Annotated in this window: 13 protein-coding genes; 9 read left to right on the top strand and 4 right to left on the bottom strand. The window is 49.4% G+C overall.

All coding sequences use genetic code 11. From position 1 onward, the window contains the following. Positions 1 to 8: 8 nt before the first annotated feature. The 9 genes from P349_RS25140 to P349_RS26565 are packed head-to-tail and all read left to right on the top strand — an operon-like array spanning position 9 to position 17,053. On the top strand, positions 9 to 662 hold the full coding sequence (locus tag P349_RS25140) for a CIS tube protein (protein WP_032648934.1): 654 nt from the start codon (positions 9 to 11) through the stop codon (positions 660 to 662). A gap of 13 nt (positions 663 to 675) precedes the next feature. After that, positions 676 to 2,466: a type VI secretion system tip protein VgrG gene (gene vgrG, locus P349_RS21280; protein WP_032648936.1), complete on the top strand. Its 1,791-nt coding sequence runs from the start codon at positions 676 to 678 to the stop codon at positions 2,464 to 2,466. 19 nt (positions 2,467 to 2,485) lie between these two features. Further along, positions 2,486 to 2,785 (top strand): PAAR domain-containing protein, encoded by a 300-nt coding sequence (locus P349_RS25135; protein ID WP_071995268.1) that lies wholly within the window; start codon positions 2,486 to 2,488, stop codon positions 2,783 to 2,785. A gap of 7 nt (positions 2,786 to 2,792) precedes the next feature. Beyond that, the gene (locus P349_RS21285) at positions 2,793 to 3,245 is read left to right on the top strand and encodes a GPW/gp25 family protein (protein ID WP_032648938.1); all 453 of its coding nucleotides are present in this window, start codon (positions 2,793 to 2,795) and stop codon (positions 3,243 to 3,245) included. Then, positions 3,242 to 7,213, top strand: coding sequence for a hypothetical protein (locus P349_RS21290; RefSeq protein ID WP_032648941.1), 3,972 nt, complete (start codon positions 3,242 to 3,244; stop codon positions 7,211 to 7,213). Before P349_RS21285 ends, P349_RS21290 begins: the two co-directional genes overlap by 4 nt. Then, positions 7,206 to 8,036 carry a hypothetical protein gene (locus P349_RS21295; RefSeq protein ID WP_032648942.1) on the top strand — a complete coding sequence of 277 codons (831 nt, stop codon included), beginning with the start codon at positions 7,206 to 7,208 and terminating at the stop codon, positions 8,034 to 8,036. The genes P349_RS21290 and P349_RS21295 overlap by 8 nt, the downstream gene beginning before the upstream one ends. A 7-nt stretch (positions 8,037 to 8,043) precedes the next feature. Further along, on the top strand, positions 8,044 to 10,422 hold the full coding sequence (locus P349_RS21300) for a hypothetical protein (protein ID WP_032648944.1): 2,379 nt from the start codon (positions 8,044 to 8,046) through the stop codon (positions 10,420 to 10,422). Continuing rightward, complete coding sequence (locus P349_RS21305; RefSeq protein WP_032648947.1) at positions 10,419 to 14,450, top strand: contractile injection system tape measure protein; 4,032 nt, start codon at positions 10,419 to 10,421, stop codon at positions 14,448 to 14,450. Before P349_RS21300 ends, P349_RS21305 begins: the two co-directional genes overlap by 4 nt. A gap of 11 nt (positions 14,451 to 14,461) precedes the next feature. Then, the gene (locus tag P349_RS26565) at positions 14,462 to 17,053 is read left to right on the top strand and encodes a hypothetical protein (RefSeq protein WP_050597461.1); all 2,592 of its coding nucleotides are present in this window, start codon (positions 14,462 to 14,464) and stop codon (positions 17,051 to 17,053) included. Between the two features lie 191 nt (positions 17,054 to 17,244). Here the strand turns inward: P349_RS26565 and P349_RS26155 are convergent, their stop codons facing one another. The 4 genes from P349_RS26155 to P349_RS21325 all read right to left on the bottom strand — a co-directional run bounded on the left by P349_RS26155 (position 17,245) and on the right by P349_RS21325 (position 20,964). Then, positions 17,245 to 17,931, bottom strand: coding sequence for a hypothetical protein (locus P349_RS26155; RefSeq protein ID WP_152540076.1), 687 nt, complete (start codon positions 17,929 to 17,931; stop codon positions 17,245 to 17,247). 76 nt (positions 17,932 to 18,007) lie between these two features. Continuing rightward, complete coding sequence (locus tag P349_RS21315; RefSeq protein ID WP_032648950.1) at positions 18,008 to 18,454, bottom strand: eCIS core domain-containing protein; 447 nt, start codon at positions 18,452 to 18,454, stop codon at positions 18,008 to 18,010. A gap of 87 nt (positions 18,455 to 18,541) precedes the next feature. Then, the gene (locus tag P349_RS21320) at positions 18,542 to 19,915 is read right to left on the bottom strand and encodes an ATP-binding protein (protein ID WP_032648952.1); all 1,374 of its coding nucleotides are present in this window, start codon (positions 19,913 to 19,915) and stop codon (positions 18,542 to 18,544) included. Positions 19,916 to 20,058: 143 nt separating this feature from the next. Further along, positions 20,059 to 20,964 (bottom strand): LysR family transcriptional regulator, encoded by a 906-nt coding sequence (locus P349_RS21325; RefSeq protein WP_032648954.1) that lies wholly within the window; start codon positions 20,962 to 20,964, stop codon positions 20,059 to 20,061. Positions 20,965 to 20,997 lie beyond the last annotated feature (33 nt).

Below are 20,997 nucleotides of genomic sequence, written 5' to 3'. Positions count from 1 at the left end.
AATGTCGTATGGAAAGAATAACAATAAAATCTGTGACGTCTGATGGAAATGTCGCCCAAACATTCTCAGCAACATTGAATCCCAATAGTATAAAACATAGCTTTGGAATTTCCTATACTAATAAAGGCATACAGCAACAAGGGGATATCTCACCCAGTACATCTTTTAAGGGATATGACAGTGAAAAACTGGATTTTGAACTGTTGCTTGATGGGACTGGCGTCACAGGTAACACCAGTACCAACACTGTTCAAAAGCAACTTTCAACATTAAAAAAAGTGACCTATGCCTATAACGGTGAACAGCATGAACCCTATCCGGTAATGATATCGTGGGGAACATCTGTCAGTTTTCGCGGACGTTTAACGTCCCTCAGCGTGAGTTACTCTCTTTTTGACTCCTCCGGGAATCCATTACGTGCTACGGTGGCGCTCAGCTTTACAAAATTTTTAACGCAAAAGGAAAAAAGTGCGTTAAAAAAACAATCTTCACCTGACTTAACCCACATTATTGAATTTAAGGCGGGTGACACGCTCCCGATGCTGTGTCATAAAATATACAATGACAGTAGTTATTATATTGACGTTGCTCGAGCCAACAACTTAAGCAGTTCAAGACAAATCAAGCCGGGCACGAAAATTTACTTTCCACCTTTAATTTAGGCATCAGAATCTTATGGCAATCTCTCCCTCAAGCAATAGCAATGGCGTAACAACCTATACCATTAAAATAGATGGAAAAGCAATTGACAGTTCAATTGGCATTATCACCATTCATGTTGATTACCGTATAAATCATATCGCCACGGCCGAGATCACTATTAGTGATGGTAACATGGCCTCTCAGTGCTTTGACGTTAGTGATGGAGATACCTTTAAGCCAGGATCGGCTATTTCCATTTCTGCAGGATATGCAGCTGATGAAAGCACGATATTCGAAGGTATTATTATCAGTCATGGTATAGAAATAGCGACTGATAATAGCACCTTCCTGAAAATTGTTTGTAAAGACCAGGCTATCGCAATGACTATCGCCAGGCATAGCCAATGCTTCCTCGCTAAATCTGACAGCAATATCATTAGCGGTCTTATCGCCAATTATTCAGGGCTCACCGGCACTGTCGCGAGTATTAGTGAGACTCACGCTGAACTCGTCCAGTTCAACAGCACTGACTGGGATTTCCTTCTCGCTCGCGCTGAGGCCAATGGTTTCGTGGTCACCAATCAATCCAATAAAATCATTGTCGATAAACCTTCTGTCAGCGATACGGCAACTCTCATTGTGACTTATGGCACGGATTTAATGTCATTCTCTGCAAAAGCTGATGCCAGAAACCAGTTAAATACTGTCACGGCAGCATCCTGGGATCCGACAACACAAGCCATGCTGACAGGCACCAGTTCAAGTCAGTCCATTTCAGGACAAGGCAATTTCACGACGGCTGATTTAGCCGCAGTATTGGGCATTAGCGATTACACGCTACAAACCGCCGCCACGATCGGTTCTGATTCTCTGACTCACTGGGCCAACGGACAGCAAGTTAAGGCCATGCTAAGCAAAGTGCGCGGGAGCGTCTCCTTTCAGGGAAATGCCGGTGCCAGGATTAACAGTCTGATTGAACTGGCGGGTGTAGGTGAACGCTATAGTGGCTCACATTATATTGGCGGAATTCGGCACAGCATTGAAAAAGGCCAGTGGATCACCACGGCTGAACTGGGTCTTTCCCCCATGTGGTCTGCGGAACATCGCGATCTTGGGGCGCCACCAGCTTCGGGTTACTTACCTCCAGTCGATGGTTTGCAAATCGGCGTGGTGACGAAACTGGATGGCGATCCAGAGTCAAATTATCGAATTCAGATACAAATTCCCACCCTTAACAGTGAATCAAACGTAATCTGGGCGCGTCTGGCCACCTACTATGCATCTTCAGGTTACGGCAACTTTTTTATTCCAGAAGTGGGTGATGAAGTTATTGTTGGCTGTCTCAATCAGGATCCCAGCACCCCCGTTATTCTTGGTTCATTGTACAGCAGCAAGAATAAAATGCCGGAAGAACTTACGCCTGATAACCCGATTAAGACCCTGGTTACCAAAAGTCAGATGAAGGTTATTTTTGACGATGAAAAGAGCGTCATGACGCTGAAAACCCCCAACGGTAACTCCATTGTGGTGAGCGATAAAGATAAATCAATTACGCTGACCGATCAGAACAGCAATACGATAAGTATGGGTGAAGGGGGTATTACGATATCCAGCAATAAAGACATCACTATTTCGGCGAAAAACGTCATCAATATGTCATCGACCAGCAATACCAGCATTAATGCTACCGGTGACGCAAAAATTTCAGGCCTGAATGTTTTAGCACAGGCCAGGACGGGGTTAACGCTAAAAGGAAATGCAACCTCCGAATTGTCTTGCTCGGGGATCACGACCGTCAAGGGCGCACTGGTTAAGATTAATTAATAATTTGCGGAGCTGATTTATGCCATTTGCAGCAAGAATTACTGACTTACAAATTTGCCCAATGGCCACGCCGGGTCTTCCCCCTATTCCCCACGTCGGCGGCCCGGTTATCGGGCCGGGGGTGCCCACCGTACTCATCGGCAGTTTACCCGCAGCAGTAGTGGGTGATAGCTGCGTCTGTGTAGGGCCACCCTCAACCATTGTTAAAGGATCGACGACGGTAATGATTGGCGGTAAACCTGCGGCTCGAATGGGCGATACCACCAGCCACGGGGGAAATATCACTATAGGCTGCCCCACTGTAATCATTGGCGGCTAAGGTAACTATGGCTAACGATAACGCATTCTTAGGCACCGGCTGGGCATTTCCTCCCCGCTTTAGCGGTGCAAATCATCAGGTCATCATGAGCTCTGATATCCAGGACATTGAGCAAAGTTTAACGATCCTGCTCTCCACAACGCCTGGTGAACGACCTATGGCACCTGATTTTGGGTGCCGGATTAATCAGTTTGTGTTTGAAGAACTCACTCAGACGGTGCTCACGCAGTTAGAGTCTGAGATCCGCCATGCCATTGTATTCTTCGAATCGCGCATTAATGTCGAAGATATCCATTTTTTACCCGACCCTGTTTCCGGACAATTACTCATTCAAATTGACTATCACGTGATCACCATTAATACCCGCAGTAATATGGTTTATCCGTTTTATTTAAACGAAGGAACGTTAATATCACCGCAATTGCTACCGCTTTTTGATGTGTGGGATTTAGCAAAATGACAACGCGGTTGCAGCGACAGGATGAAGCGATTCATTCATCCGTATTTAGCCCGCATGAGCTTAACTTTGAGCAGTTAGTGGTCTGGGCCCATCAATTTGCCCAACGGCTGCCGTTCAAAAATCTGCAAGATGAGGTTGAGGGAAACTGGGGCGACTTATTTAAACAAAATGAAATCGTCGTCTGTGCGGCCATCTCAACCAGTGATACAAAACAGATCCAGGAACAATTTAAACACGCCCTGACCCACGGTGAAGAGACAACCGTTGAGTTTTTACTGATTCTACTGAAGCGGCTACAGGAGTGGTATTTGCATCTGCCGGGTACGCCAGAATCCGCATACCAGTTCAAATATTACCTGCTACATGAGTATCAGCATCATCTTTCACTGCCGCTCAGAGTGATGATTACCCGTCTGCCTGAACAATTTCGCCACAGCGTGCAGAAGCTGGATCCATTATGGAATCTTGATCAGCAAACAGTAGATACTGCGTCAACGGTGTTGCAACACAGCAGCTTTACTGAACAAATGCGTCACTGCTTTGCCAAAATAGTGTACGTCATTGAACAAATAAAACAGCACAGCCAGCAGGTATTACAAGCTGCATTATCACATCAGGTAAACAGCCCGCAGCAGGCACTCTATTTTGCCTTCCTGAAACTGTTTGAACGAGCACAGCAATGCCTGAATCAGTTCACGGAAAAACATCTGCAGTTTTACTATCAGCAAGTCCTGCAACAGCACAAGAAAGTGACATCTGACAACTCGGTGTACCTGAAGCTCTCATTAAATAATCAAACAAACGATACTATTCATTTTGAACGTGGAACCGAGTTTAGCCCTGGGGACGCTCCTGACTTTAATTCGATAATTTACCGCAGTCGTTATCCTATAGAAGTCACGGATGCCGAGGTGTCACATATTTTCAACCTCACGTTACAACGAGATCCGCTTGTTTCACCTGAAAAAGAATCAGGGCTAGTTTGTGGCGTGAGCGGACAACAACTGCTGATGACGCCGGGTGCCACTGGCAACGATTTTCCGAAAGACCAGCAATTTGCTCTCTTTAATAACAAGTATAAAACGGAAGAGCACACCCAACCGATGGGGATAATCATCACCGATCCCCTGTTTGCGATGCAGCAAGGGAACCGGACTATCGATGTCGTCTTTCAGCTTAAAGAAGTGAAATCCGGTATCGTGGCGCAGGAGCTACTGGCTATCGATGACGATGAGAAAACCAGAACCGCATTAATCCGAGTATTTTCTCAATTACTGACCACCCATGCCCACCTGTTCGAGGATTGGGCCGTCAGGATCACCGCCAGCCACTTAGCCAAACAAATAATACCTGAACAGCTCAGGCAGCTCCGTCACTTTAAACATTCACAACGGGTCTGGGCGACCTATAAATTATTTTATCTGCAAATATTGCAGTTTATTAGCTCAACGCCGGATCAGGGGGAACAATATGGTTTATCCCGCACAGATCTGCTATTTCGGGTATTAGGACAGAAGATAAGTCGACGCTGTCTTTACACGGTCCCATGGTTAACCGCCGCCGATATTGAGGGGATCCTTACAACCCTTACTCCACTTCTTGCTACAGATCCTGGCGCTTTTACCACCATCAAAGAATTACTGAGCCACTCCTCGACGGCGGCTTTTTATCAGCTTTTTCAGGATATTTTCCATGTTGAAGTCTCAACCGAAACCGGCTGGCAGCCAGTTGAAAATGTGGAAATTTATCCCTGTGCTTCTCATGAATGTCAGATGGGTTTTAGGATGAAATGCCATATTGATGCTGGCTTCGCACCGATCATTCCTGTTCATGCGCATCTTCCGCACAGTGCATCATTAAAGATCACGTTGAAACGGCAAAGCCATTGTTTCTCCTACGCCATTTTCCGTGATTTCGAATTATCAAAACTCGCCATGACGACTCATGTGAGCGGAGTAACTCAACTGCAGTTATTTAACCCTGAGGGACAAGTGGACCCATCCCAACCCTTTTACTTATTTGGGTCTCAGCCTTATCCCGATGCTTATATGGTCATCGCCAGTGAAGAAATCGCCAGGAAAACCGTTAAGTATTTATCACTGTATCTTAGCTGGGGTAACCTGCCTCGTGGGTCTGGCGGCTTTAGACAGCACTATGCTCAATACTCTTATCATTACAGCAACGCCAGTTTCCGAATGAGCATGGAAGTTCTGGATAATGGACAATGGGTTGCGTTTGGTCCCGCTGACTTGCCTTTATTTACACCGACCAGTGGTTTTCTTCAGCACGACCGGCGCCTGTCATTCCCGAATATCAAAAACAGCTACACGCCTATTACTCAGCCATGGCCCAAAACGCCTTACAGCAACCAGTCTGGCTTACGTAACGGACTCTTCAAGTTAAAACTCACGGCACCTGAGCAGGCCTTTGGCCACAAAGAATATGCGTCCTTGTTGAGTGATACACTGACTTATAATGTGAGCAAAAAACATAAAAAAACGCTGCCTAATCCTCCTTACACGCCATTAGTGACCCACATTTCAATCGACTATTCGGCGGAGTCGACCATTGATTTAATGCGGATTGACGATCACGTCCAGAGTGAGATTATTCACCTGCACCCTTTTGGCACAAACGCAATTTACCCGCCGAAGCAAACTCGCCAGCTAAGTCGGCCACGCTTCTTCCCGGATTATCAGGAAGACAGCCACTGCTTTATCGGCATCACCGCCAGCGAATTATCGGGGTATTTAAATATTTTCTTCGTTTTTGGCGGCAGTTCAAAACTCCTGATGCCCTACCCATCGACGTCATACCGCTGGTATTACCTGGTGGATAATGACTGGCATGAGCTCAATCCCCACCAGATTATTCATGATACGACGCTCAACTTTCTGACGACCGGTATCGTCACTCTGGATTTACCTGATGAAATCAACACAGAACATACCGTGATGCCGTCAGGTTTGTTTTGGTTGCGGGTGAGTACCAATAAAGGAATTGACCACTACCCTGACTGCCTGCATGTTGCCACGCACGTAGTAAAAGTCACAGGAAAAGGCATCCCCCTCGCCAGCGATGGGATCACCCCGCAGCTTTATTCTGCATGGCGAAGCACACCGCGAAAACCCAATCTGGCAAACATTGCACAGTTAAACGCAATGATAAATATCCCAGAAGCCGAAAGCGATCAGCATTTTCAGATGCGAGTGAGTGAAAGCCTGCGCCATAAAGGCAAGGCCTTAACCCCCTGGGATTACGAACACCTTATTCTGGAAAATTTCCCTGAAGTCGGCGCGGTATATTGTTTCCCGACACGAACATATTACTCACACCGCAAAGTACCCGGTAACGTCTTAATCATTGTGACGCCGGTGAATATCGATTGCGATCATTCCCTTTGTGCCCCAAAACAGCTGGATTCCTCTTGTCTGATCGCTATTCGCCGCTTTTTGATGGCTGTGTCTCGCTCACATGTGCAAATCGACGTTCGTAATCCCGGCTACGAAACAATACAGATACGCTGCAAAGTGACTTTAAACGAGGGCGTAAGCCATGGCCCCGCACTGCGAAGACTGGAAAAGGCGATTAAATCGCAATTATGCCCCTGGGAAGCGAATACCCTCAATACGGGACCGGGGTTTAGCTTATCGCTAGAAAAGCTCAGTGCCTTTATCCTCAGACAGAAAAACGTCATTAAGGTCAGCTCATTATCCGCACTGAAGATCAGCGTTGATGAAAATACTGTTTACACACTCCAGGACAGTGCGGCGTCCAGTCAGCCGATTCGCGCGGCCTATCCCTGGTATTTTTTAATCCCCGAAGAACATCAGTACATTCAAATTTCACCGGATAATCTCACTCACAAGCCCATGACGGTGGGTATCGGTGAGTTAGTGATCGGCGAACAGTTTATCGTCAGCACCTCAACAGCGTCGAATTCTGAAGGCGAAAAAAATAATGGCTAAACGCAATCGCAGCACGCTCAAAAATTATTTCCGTCATGGGACCATGCCGTCTGCCGAACATTTCTCAGATCTGATTGACTCCTGCGTGAATCAGAATGATGAAGGTTTTATCAAGCCTCCGGAGACAGGTCTTCAGCTCAGAGCGTTAGATCAGGAACATTTACTGAGCTTCTATCAACAAAACAGCCCGGATACCCCACTCTGGCATGTTGGATTTGCACCACAAAGTATTAACTTGCAGGTTTTTGCCAATCCGGATGCGGATATCACCGAAGACAACGTGGGCACTGACGGGGCAGTAAAAGCGATAAATCTCTCGATGACGCCGACGGGAAATGTGGGCGTTAACACGGCGACCCCCACTCAGACACTGGATGTCAACGGCACCATCGCGTCGAAGGGAAGAATGGGAGGGTTACTCATCACAACCTCGATCCCCGCCGATGGTGAGTGGCACGATATTACCCCGGTTCTGGAAGGCTGCCATATGTTCGAAGTGGTTGCAGGCGTCGGCATCCGATACAGCGGTCGTTATGCGCTCGTTCACGCTATTGCTATTAATACCTGCGCCCCTAACAGCCAGTGGTGGCACTGGAGGGACAAAAATCCCATCCGAATAACTCAGTCCTGGTTCCACTCTTCAGCAGACAAAATTCAACTTCGCTGGCGGCAAAACAACCACAAAGGCACTGTGCGTCCCTACGCTTTACAAATCCGTACCAATACCCCCTTTGAAGCAGAGCACACGATCCAATACCACATTACGCAACTATGGAATGACCCCTTTATGCAGCAATGCCAGCCAGCGGTAATCGGGGAGTAACTCAATTATGTCCAAGACAATTTCGAAAAAGCTGCATAATGATAACCCGAATAGTTTTGAACATCTTTACCAGTTGGGTCTGACCTGGATCCAGCAGCTGAGTGGTCGCATCTGGACTGACTACAACACACATGATCCGGGCGTGACAATCCTGGAGCAGGTTTGTTATACCCTGACCGATCTCATTTACCGCTGCGAGTTTGAGGTAGCGGACTACCTTACTGAAAGTACCGGTCATATCGATTACAAGGCTCACGGGCTGGCATTAGCACAGGACATTATCCCGGCGTTCCCTCAGCAGCCCGCAGAGTATGAAACATGGTTATTAACCCGGCTCCCTGAACTCGATAAAGTGTGGTTACGCTCGTGTGAAAATAACCCAGCACCGGGTATTTACATCCTCAATGCGCAGCTCAACCACTTTTACGCGCTAAGCCAGCAGCGCACCGATCCTGGCAATCGCTGGATTTACACTCAGCAGCATGCCGCCATTAGCCGTATTCGCCATGAGTTTCATTGCATCCGGGCGGTAGGAGAAGATTTGGCCGCCATTGAATTAACCGGCCAGCATCCCCTGACGCTCACCGCGACTATTCACATCAGCGATGATGTCACCGATGTCACCTTGCTTGCAGCCAACATTTATTACCGGATTGGTCTCTGGCTGGGCGCTAATACGCAAAACACGTCTGCTGACGTTATCCAGGAAATACTGCTCGCTGAAGACGGTATCCTACAAATCGACCGTCTGCAATTTTGCCGCTACCCTGATAATACCGACGATTTCGAGCCTGCGGCTATCAATGAGATAGCGCCTTTCTCATATTTAACACTGCCAGAATTTTCAGCCAGTTCAGGCCTTGAGATAATCCAGTTTCAGCATCCAGTCAGCCTCGACCATGCCGACCTGACCATTCAGATAGAGCAGATCCAATACCAGCGGCGCACCACTCAGCTCAAAGCCGTTAACGCCCCTGCACTCCCAGTCGGGCAATATTTTGACTTTAGCCGTTATGAATCGATTCAGACTCTCTTTCCCCGAAACTATCACTTAGCGCCGGGATTGCCGAACCAGTACCTTACACAGCAGCAAGCGCAGCGACATCAGCTACGCAGTTATTTACTGCTGTTTGACCAGCTGATGGCCAATTTCTGTGACGACATTGCCGGGTTGAATACGCTGTACTCGTTATCCCTGACCCCTGAGGCAACCTACCGCGCCCATCTGTTACGGGATGATGAGTTTTATAACATTGGTAAGCACTATCCCGCTAATGCGAGCAACACACTGGATCAATTGCGCAGTCAGTTTGATGATTACCCGGAGAGGAAAAACCGTATCTTCAATTATTTACTTGCCCTCTATAGCGAACGTTTTCCTGAGTCACTGCACCGCCAGTTCAACCCTTATTTTTCTGCAAAAAAGCTAGAAAAACAGCTCCTCAAATATAAGCAAATTTTTATTCTGAATATTGTTACGATGACCAACGGCCGGGGGATTGGGGATAATTTACTCCAGCCAGCCCATCGGGGAGGTTACAGTCAACGCCTTGCGCTTCTTCTTGGGCTGGTGCTAAAAACCGATTCCACGAGCAGTTATTTGCGAGCCATCACCGATCAGTCACTGAAGCTGGTGTCGGACCAAACCTTCGTGCTCAGCAATGCGGGCAGAAAAGCTTTATGGCTGTTGGATCCTGATATCGTTGCGAGTTTGCACCCCTTGGACGAGAACCATTCTGCGGAAAATCTGCACGAAAATAAAATTCGGCACAACCTGTTATCTCTCCCCCTGTTCAATCAGCAGACGCTACCCGAAGTGTTGTTGCAGTTTGGTATTGATAGCAGCCGATATCGGGTGCTTCAACGTGTGAAGCAAGGTGACTATCAGCTGTTTTTTAAAGCCAACAGAGAAAACAGCCAGCACTGGTTCTGTATTGCCAGCCACAAGAGCCAGCAGAAACTGACTCAGCTTTGTCACCAATTGCAACACTGGCTCATTCAGCTGAACCAGAACAGTGAAGGGCTTTATGTTGTTGAACCCATTTTGCTCCGACCAACGAACAATGACGAGCAGTTAAGTGACTATGCAAACCGTGTCACAGTTGTATTGCCTGGCTACACCGCGCGTTTTAATAACCGCAGATTCCGGGAACAGGCCGAACAACTGATCGTTGAAAATAGCCCGGCGCATCTGCTGACGGAATGTCTGTGGCTCAATTTTTCCGCTTTTGGCCACTTTGAATCCCTGTATAGCCAGTGGCGGCAGGCAAAATCCAGCGCTCTGCAACATAAAGAGCACCAGCAGGTATGTGACGATGTTGCTCTGCGGTTATACCAGTTGATTCAGTCTCATCTGAATGAAACTGAAGAGTCACAAAGACGATGACGTACGTGCACCTCATCAAGCAAGCTCACCTGGAATTTGACTTTACCGGGTTTGCGGATGCAGAAATCTTCGAAACTCAGGCCGCAGCGTGGGTTATTCAGCACGTTCTGCCGGTGGTTGAGGCGGTATTTGACGAAGTGTGCCCGGAGCATCTAACCCTGGTTATTGATAGCCTGACTCTCGATCTCGGTAGCCTCAATGCAAAAACGTTTTACACGCAGGCTCCGGAAAAACTCAGGCAGGTTCTGCAAGATAAGCTCAACGTAGAGTTACGCGCAGCTGCGCAGGCGCTTCAGAATATGGGTGCCGCCAGACCGGGCGATGCTGAGTCGCCAGACATGACAATATTGAGCCAGCAACAGCAGCGCTGGAACATACTCTGGCAGTTTCTCAGTACCGGAATTCTCCCTTGGTCGGTTTCAGGCCTTCAGCCGCTGGACGCTCTCGGTTTCTCTGATATGTTGATTGAACATGCGGCTCAATTTACCAGTATGCTCAATCAAATCGCTCACCCTGAACACACATTACGTCGGGTGATTGAGCAATTCCCTGTCAGCCAAATTGCAGGCTTATTTCCGTTGTTAACATCAGAACAGCAGTGGCAAATGATGTTACTGCTTTTAACGCACCCTAAAAGCCACGCCGCTGAATTAGCAGGCCATCTGACAGAAGCCTGGTTCGCCCGTATCACGCAGTTATTCGCGCAGCACAATTTAGCCCCGCTTCGCCTTCACTGGGAAAAGCTCATTAAGCAGTTCGCACCGCAGCTGATTAAAGCGCTCTATCTGCGTCATCGTGACAGCCAACTTCCTGAATATCTGGTGCGAGATTTAACTGAGGACGAGCGCCTGTTGCTGCTTAGCGTGTTAACGCCGCAAGACTATCCCTTCCTGGCCACGATCCTACGTGCACCGGCATGGTGGCATATGGAAAGCCTTCCCCCACTTAGGGTCCGCCCTCCTCAGACACTCCGCATCATGCGGCCTACCACGCTGTTGCCACAAGAGCAGATCCAGCAGCATTTGTGGCTTTTTACCTTCCAGTATCTGCTGGTTGACCGGGGGAGTGCCTTCAATCGCCAGAGTTACATGACGGGCCTGATTGTCCGGATGGCGCACGCGCAAAACCAGACGGCAGAGATCCTGCTGGCGTCACTAATTTCAGCCCTCAATAGCAGCAATCTCGACAGCGCGCTGCGAGGACAACTGCTGGATTTACTGTATACCATCCAACCCGCGATCGCTTCCGCGGATCCATTGCCGCCAAAAGTTGCTGCTCAGCCGATCGTTCCTGAGGGCTCAATACCACCCGTTGGGGAAGCTCAGCTACGTGATATTAATGAGCTGGTTCTGGCTCTCTGTTCAGGCCCGGAAAATCAGCTTATCCAGTACTGGCCACGCGAACGAGAGCACTTTGCCGCCCTGTTACGCTGGTGCGGTCAGCTGGACTACGTGCGCCGCCACTGGGCAGAAACATATTCAGACAAGATCTTACTAGCGCTGATCGACGTGCTGGATCCTGCAGCAACGCCGCTGATACGCCTGCTGGCCGCGAACATGGAACGCACGATGGCCGCTTATCTGTGGAAACAGTCCTTCACATTCCTGATTGTGGAAAAAGGCAAGGATACATTTCATCCACAAAACTATTTCAACTATGTGATCCAGCAGCTGGCTGCCTGGCACCGCGGCTCTTATTCGGATCTGTTGGAAAAAATGCATCGCAGCATCCTCCGTCACGGCGATTTTTCCTTGTCTGGCATATCGATGAATAGCCTGCTGGAAAACCTTACCCGCCAGGTGCAAATCGTCGAGCGCGATGAGTCGCGTCCTGCTCTGCTTCAGTCTTCGCTCTCTTCATCGTTGGTAAGTGCCTTTTCATTCAGCCAGCTAACCGACATTGACGAGATCCTCACTACGCTAAAAAGTGCCAACCAGCAAAAGTGGGATAGGCACATTAAGCAGTGGCAGCATGAATATGGCCGACAGCTACCGCTGATTATTCGCGATACCGGACGTTCAGCCTCCGTGTTAACAGACTGGGTGACGCATTTCGATGACTCAGCGCTCTCAACATTAACCGCTATTATCAATCCACACGCAACAGAGAGCGTGCGCACTCTTATTAACCAAAGGCAGCCTCTGGGCGCGGCCATCAACCAGACCACCACCAACACCAGAAATGCGCTCTGGGAATTGACGTTGCACTACCTGATTAGCCGTCGGGGCAGTGAATTCAATCAATACCAATATTTGCTGAGCATCACGGAGCAACTGTCAGCGCGCTACCAGATTAAAACTGAAGTCTTAATTGAGGAGTGGTTAAATCTCAGCGAAAGTGGCTTTTTATGGCGACAGCAGCTGCTTGATCTTATCGATGACCAGCAACGGCCTCCCGTCACTGCCCCCGAATTACTCGCCACGCTTCAGTTCGCCAGCGATACTTCGACGCTAGGCCAACAGCAAAGCGCTCTTCTGCATCACTATACCGCGAGCAACGCAGCTGTGATGGCAAGGCAGCTGCAAACCTGGAATGCCCCTGAGTTAGCTCGCCTGCTACGGATTATGCAGCCACTTGTGAGTGAGCGAGTCACCCTGCTGCTGCCTTTATTGCTGGATATCGTCCGCCGCTTTCACCTCGCTCCCCACTGGTTTTATCCGCTGTTGATGGGTCGGGATTGCCCTTCAACAGCCGAGCAATGGTTACAGCACATGTTGCGTCAAATTAATCGTCATGCCCCATCGGCAGCGCGGTCACACTATCAGCAATTGCGACAGCTAGTGCTCAGCAGTCAGGCAATACATCAACACCAGGATGAGCGGAAGCGCTGGCTGTACAGCATAATCCCGGAAGAAGAACTGTCGGAAACAGTACAACGCTGGCTCGAAGGTAAGGCCCCCGCGCCTGAGCAAGCCTTGCTGCTCGGGGTGTTACGTCACTCGCGGCAGAATGTATTGCTGCAAGGGTTACAGCAAGCCCTGGTAAATCCACGCTATTTACAGCGCTGGTGCCAGGCGTTGTCTCCCGAGATACATCGGGTGATTTTACTCCCAACGTTAACCCGTAGCGCCATCGCCCTGCTGGCAATCCGCCGTGCCGTTTGCCCGCTCTTTGGTTCCTGGCATCAGGGTGAACCGCTGTTCTGGCAAACGCTTTATCACCTGCACTGGATTAGAGGTATAGCCCTGACCGGCAACACGCTAATGCGGGAATTGCTTACAGAGTTAAACCGTCTCTGGCTGGACGCCATGCCTCAGGGCCAAACATCGCCAGACACGTCGGTGGCAGGTTTGATTACGCAACTACTCCCCCTGGTATCCTCGCCGTCACTGCGAAAGACGTTAGCGGACATTGCCAGTCAGGCAGAAGCTCGCCAGCCAGACGGCCCGAAATGGGCCGACCGTTTACATGACCAACGACCCGAGATCAAACAGCTTATTGAGGCCATTAAAATGCAGCACAAGGACGTAAAAAAAAGCGCAGGTATTCTCTGGAAAAACCCGCAGGATGACGCTGACATCAGCAGCGACCCCGTGACCATTCATAATGCGGGATTGGTTATCGCTTCGCCCTATATCCCAATGTTATTTCAACGTTTAGGGCTGACCAACGGATCGGCCTTTGTTGATATTCAGGCGCAGCATCAGGCTCTGTTTTGCCTGCAGTGGATGACAAACTGTACCAACAACGCCCCGGAGTACCAGCTCCTGCTGAATAAAGTGTTGTGTGGGGTAGCGGCAACCACCCCGATCCCGCAACAGGCTTTATTACCGGATGGCGCCGAAACCCTTATTGATGGCTTATTTACGGCGTTGATTGCGCACTGGAAAGTGCTGGGAAACACCAGTATCAGCGCACTGCAATCCACCTTTATTCAACGTGAAGGTCTGCTCATGGAAACCCCCAAACACTGGCAGCTGAATATCGTTCCCGGCTCGTTTGACATGTTACTAGACCATCTGCCCTGGAGTTTTCAGACCCTTAAATATCCATGGATGGATAAACCCCTTTTTGTTTCATGGCGCTAAGGACGAAAACAATGATCAATCCTGGTTTCAGTTTGTTATCACTGATGCGTAAGCCACCTCTGCGCTCCGCCCTGCATGTTATCGGCTGGGTCATATGCGGTGGTCTGATTGGCAGTATCCCAACGTCAGGTTACACCAGCCAGAGCAACACCGCGGAACAGGCGGCGGCGCTTAAAACCTGCAGTCTGCAGTTAACGCCCAGCGATAATCGCTATCTGGGAAGAGTAATTCAAACTCAACTGGCCTCTCTTTATCAGAACAACAGCGATTTTCAGGCTCAGTTGAAAAACGGCCGCCTGCTGAATGATGGCATCGTTGGGCCGGCAACACGCTACTGGCTGGATTATTTTTGCGGTGAATTTGCCTTCACCACGCCCCAAACGTCCACCAACCAGCACCAGGTTTTTATCGAGTCTTTACTGATTGAGCTAAGTCGCGCCGCCCAGCTTAATGCGCTATTTCCGACGTGGCGTACAGCGATTAAACCCGCTGAGCTCCTGCACTTAACCTCGCCGGCGATAGTGCAAAAACTCGCATCAGGTGCCGCTAACGGCAACAGAGGAGCTGCGGTCCCCACGCCAGCGCCACAAATTCCCGACAGCAGTACCGCGCCTTATTACTATCAGTTAACCGAGGAGAATATCGCCAGCCTGACGCAGCGCCAGAGCCTTCTGGATACGCTGACAAAATTAGAAAAGCAGCAGTTTGATCAGCGCAGCCAGCTCTATAATCAGCTCAGCGATTTATTTACCCAGTTGCAAAAGCCGAATACGCCGTTACCGAACATCGATAGCCTGATTGACTCTTATTCTATTGAGGATTCCCACTCCAGCAGCAGTGCAACGACCAGCACCAGCACGAGTACGAGTACGAGTACGAGCACCAGTCAAAGCGCGAATAGCGCAGGGACGGATACCAGTACCGTTAATCAAAGTCCTGATGATAAAACCGCCGACATCCCGGATACCTCAACGCAGGTCATTGAGACAAGTACGCAAAGCGACACGCAGATGACGGCGCCGCAAATAGTCTGGCAGCTAAACGCTGAAGCCCTGCACAACATGCTTAAGCAGATGGGAATTACTGCTCTGTCCAAAAAAGAGTTAAAAGCACTGGCACCGCTGCAGAATGAAGTTTTCCCGAGCCTGTATTTATTAAAAATGGCGGTGAATGAGTCGGGTATTCCACCTGAGGAAATGCAGGACAAAGGCGTCTTTGCCTTGGCCCGAAAAGATGGCCTGAGCCCCCGCCACGCAGTCCCTATGCAGTGGGATGCCCCCCCGGACTGCGGGTGCCAGGACAGCACTAAGTCTGTCTTTAATGTGGGGAGCTTTTATGGTTTCTACCCTTACTGGCAGCACCCCGCTAAAGGTCAGACTATCGATTTTAGTCGCTTAGACCGCGTCGGCTATATTGCCGCGGTAATGAAACCGGAAGGGAATGGCAATACGTTAGCGCTGCCGCAAAACTGGTTAGCCGGGCAAAAATTTAGTCAGTTTATTCAGACGACTCACCGTTACCGCACCAAACTCGACCTGGTTGTCACCACGCCTGGGGATCTGTCCAGGGACCAGTTGACCGCGCTGTTTACCGACGACATGGTGAAAAATCTGGTCGACGCTGTCACAGCACCTATGGATAACTACCTGATTAACAGTCTAAAACCAGTAATAAGCTTCGGATTTGAAGATGTGCCCTCAATGGCTGACGGTATTACTTTTGATATCGATCTTTCTATCCTGAATACCCAGGAAAGCCAGCAGGCGCTATTCACATTCCTCGATAAGCTGAAAATTGCGCTGCGCCAGAGCTATAAACGTCAGGCGGTCGCCAGTGATTTAGATTATCCCATCAGCAACAGCGATAAATATTATCTGAATGTGATGATTCCCATTAAAGATGTGGTGAACTCGAAAGATAATTTTTACAGTTTCAACAATCTCAATACGCTTTCACAGAGTACTAACCTGCTGATTGCTCAGCCTGGTTCACCAGTGGTGAATGATAAAGCAGACGACGAGCTGGCTCAAATTAAGCAATTACAGCAGTGGCTTAGCAATCAGGAAAACCAGCTGGCCGTGCAGCAGGTGTATAAACGGCTGGTACCGGTGCTGATTACGGAGGATAACCGCGAGGCATCCACCCTGCCGCAGCTGGTAAATCTTTCAAGCTGGAGCTTTTTGGGCGCGGCCTACTGGCCTCTACCATTAAGCGAGACCAACGAGAAGCTGATTGATAAAACGTTCTTCCCGGAAGCCACTCAATATCCGCCACCGATCAATAGGGTGATCAATGGCGCCACCAGCCTGTTAAACTGGATCTGTATTTATCGCTGGGAGATAAGAACAGGATTATTTGTCTCGTTTATCTTTATCTTCGTGTTCCTGGCTGTCTGCATCTGGTCATTCCCACTCAGAAAATATCTGAGCCGCGTCCCGTTCGTGGCCCTGACGTCGCTCTCCATCTGCGGCCTGATGCTGGTGTTTGTCGCCGACCCGTTATTTAAAGACTATCAGGGGCCTATCTTGCTGGTCTTTATGGTGGCGATTGGCTGGATACTGTTTGCGGTGCGGATGGTTAGGAAGGAGGGGGATAAGCCTTAACCAGCAGCTTTCAGTTGCAGCTTGGCGCTGTTCTGTTGTTACTATTTAGCACAAGCGCCAAGCGTACACCTGATTATTAAATAACATATATTGCTGCTTTATTTAATTCACAAAAAAATCAATCAACGTAACTGCTATAGGCACAGTCTGAGCATCATTGTCTCATCTGCACTGGAATTAGTTACGTCATATTATTCATCGGATTTTTTTTCTTCAACATCGGACTCAGATCCTGATGAATCAGAATCTGAAGGCTCTCCGGCCTTCATAAAGAAATCATGTGCATTTCCTCCTCCATCAACAGGGTTGGAACCTTTATGAATAAAGAAAGTACGTGTTTGAGGAGAAGTTTTTTTGTGACGGTGCTTCCTTTTCACCGCTACTTCAATATCATTCCCGCCATTTGCATTATGGCTAATCACTTGTGCACTACCGGCGGACAATTGCTCTTCTGCATGACTCATAACTGATTCACTCGCAACTGTCGGAGGTATGCCTGCCCTCCCTCTATTTCTTTTTCTTATTTTTCCTGTATACCCCTTAATATGTTTTTCAGGTGCTCTAAAACTCGGGTCGCTCAAACCATATGGGCATTCAAGCACCCCCGCATGCTCCGGATGGTTATGTTGACAAAGCTGCGTAACCTCAGTACTGCTGCCTGACGAATTAACAATCGATGTGGTTTGATTGGCTACTTTGGCTTTTAATTGTGCAGCACCCGCGCAGGAGGAACACCCACACCCGTTTGTATGCATCGCCGCTCCAGCTCTATTATCAACTATCGCCATGCTGTACTTTCCATTCCCTTTCTTCTGGGCAATAGAATTACCTATTATCTTATATTTATTGTCTTGATTTTTTTCTGCTTGTTTATACATATTCCAACCCCTTTAAATTTTTATCAGATATTTTCAGTACTCTTTATATTCTGTCACGGACCTAAAAACTGACAACCTACCCTCCACGCAAAGCCGTAGCCCCCATCACATCTGCCTCATGTTCTAAAGCAGGACTATCATTGACCGCCATTCCGGCAACGGAGGTTGTCGCAGAAACCCGCCCCTGCGCCTGTTGCACCACGTGCCCCAGCTCGTGTGGTAGATGTTTTTCCTGGCCGGAGGCAAGGTGGATATCGCTACCCTGGGCGTAGGCATGCGCCTGCACTGTAGCGGGTTTAGCGGAGTTGTAATGCACCCGGACGTGATCCAGACTTATACCGCTGAGATTTTCCATCCCGCTTTTTAAGTTATCAGGCAGACCGGTTTTATTGGCCTGACGTTGCACGGTTTGAGGGCGATTATCCGCCAAAGCCGCCGCATGATTTTCTTTGCGCTGCGATATTGCTGCCTGGGAAACCGTCTGTCGGGCTGAATGATGTCGGGCCTTCTGTTTTGAAAACATAACAAACCGTCCTCTTGCTCAATCCTGCAATCTTAGTCAAAAAACAACACTTTCTCACTTCTTGCGCGCCAGCGATGTGACACGGCTTCACTCAAAGAAAAGTTTATTATCTTTGCGGAATTCCTGGCGAATGCTGGCAATAATATCGTCCTGATTCACGGTACGTTGATTGCGTTGAATGGCCATCAGTGCGCACTGGCGCAGCACGTTAATAATTTGTCCGCCGGCGACTTCATAACGCTCGGCAATCTCTGGCAAATTGACATCCGCGGCAAGTTCACAAGCACCGTTAAAGGCGTTTTGCCATAGCTGCAACCGTTCCTGTGGGCCCGGAATGGTAAATTGCACCATGCTCTGAAAACGCCGGGTAAAGGCTTCATCCATGTTGGTTTTCAGGTTGGTGGCAATAATAATGGTGCCGGGAAAATCTTCTATTTTTTGCAATAAATAGCCCGTCAGCTGATTCGCATGTCTGTCGTTGGACGAACTCACCTCAGAACGCTTGCCAAACAACGCGTCACCTTCATCAAAAAACAGGATCCACTCTTTGTAGCTGGCTGCCTCAAATACGCGGGATAAGTTTTTTTCCGTTTCACCGATATATTTCGACACCACCATGGATAAATCGACACGATAAACATCCCGCTTTGTCGCTTTGCCGAGCAGCGCCGCCGTCAGCGTTTTCCCCGTGCCCGGCGGACCAAAAAAAACAGCCCGATAGCCTGGCTTCACCTTTTTCGCCAGCTGCCACTCATCCATTAATGTGTGGCCGTATTTAAGCCAGGCATGCAGCTCTTCAATTTGCGCCATGACGTCGCGATCGAGTACCAGATCTTTCCATTCCAGCGGGGATTCCAGCAAATGCGCCGGAAAGCTCGCGCTTAGCTCAGGGCGAAGACGCTCTCCGGTAGTAAAATAGTGCAACCACTCTTCGTTTAATCGATATATCCCTGCCCATTTCGGTACACCGTCATCGACGGGTAATAGCTGTGTGACCTGCTCGGCCATCAGGCGGTGTTTGTTTGAAAAAAGGGCGTGTGAATAGATGCGCCAGTCCGGATCGTTAGCGCTAATAAGAAAGTTGAGCGTTTGCCCGGTCGGAATGAAACCGCTAAAGGCTTTGTCACTGACGCCGCCAAATTCCGTAAAGGGGCGGTCGATAAGGCTGTTCAGGCCGAAGAAGATATCGAGGGTGTCGGGTTTAACGCCAGGTGCCATCGCCAACGCGAGCGCCAGGCGTTCAATGATGGATAATTGCCAGTCAATTATCAGGTCGGCGTACGGCGTTCCCTTTATTAATTCCGGTGGCGAAATATCTGACCAATGGCGTTCGTGCCCATCCTGTTTGAGATAGCTGCAAATAACCTGATTAATCACCAGTGATAACCATGCCATCTCGCGATGGAGCATAATGACATTATTCGCCTGCTGAGGATTGTCGACATCTGTTTGCTGGAGCATGGCACATCCTTGCTAAGAAGTGAGTCCGCTTTTTGTCTGAATCGTTTGTGATAAATCTTTTATAGCTTCGCTCACAATAGCTGTTTTTTCCACCATTTCCGAGCTCAGAAGATGCCAGCAGGATCGCCTGGAAAGTGGTTACCCTACTCCTCCACCATCTTCGCATACTCTTCAGTCAGAAAATCCACCAGCGTCCTGACCGACGGCAGCATGCCGCGCCGCGAAGGATAAACCGCGTGAATCACTTCCCGTCGGGGTTCCCACGCGTCCAGCACCCGTACCAGTTCCCCTGACGCAAGCTGATCCTTCACCATTAATATCGGCAACTGTACAACGCCCACGCCCGCCATCGCCGCTTCCCGCAGTGCCAGCATGTCGGTGGTAATAAAGCGCGGTGCGTAGTGGATCTCCGCTTTCGCCCCTTCTGGACCACTGAGCTCCCATTTATGCACCTGTTTACCGGCCCCCATACTTAATCCAGGCCATTCATTGAGCTCGGAAGGCATTCGCGGTTTACCCATACGTTCAATCAACTGCGGACTTGCCACCAGGCAATGCCCCCTGTCAGCCAGCACCCTTAAGACCAGATCGCTGTCATCAAACGGACGCGGACGCACGCGGATAGCGACATCAATACCTTCGCCAACAAGATCGACCCGACGATTGGTGGCCTCAAGCTGGAGATTAATCCCGGGGTAGCGCGCCATAAACCGCGCCAGCATCGGCCCCACGTGGACGTGCAGTAACGTGACGGGACAGGTGATCCTGACGACGCCGCGCGGCTCAGCCTGCAGCGCAGCAACGGCCTCCTCTGCCGCTTCTGCTTCTATCAGCATTGCCTTACAGTGCTGATAGAAAGTGTGCCCCACTTCCGTCACCGTAAACTGCCGCGTCGTGCGCTGTATCAACCGTACGCCAAGCCGCTCCTCCAGCTGCGCGATCCTGCGGCTCAGTTTGGACTTGGGTTGGTCAAGCGCCCTTCCCGCCGCCGCAAACCCCCCGTAGTCCACCACCTTCACAAACCAGACGAAGTCATTGAGATCCTGCATAAGTCCTCATTGTTCTATTTTCGGAACAGTGAA

The sequence above is a fragment of the Enterobacter sp. DC4 genome (genome assembly GCF_000568095.1).
In the GTDB taxonomy this organism is placed as follows: Bacteria; Pseudomonadota; Gammaproteobacteria; order Enterobacterales; family Enterobacteriaceae; genus Enterobacter; species Enterobacter pseudoroggenkampii.
The sequence above is the reverse complement of the archived record's forward strand: the minus strand, read 5'-3'. Positions and strand labels throughout refer to the sequence as shown.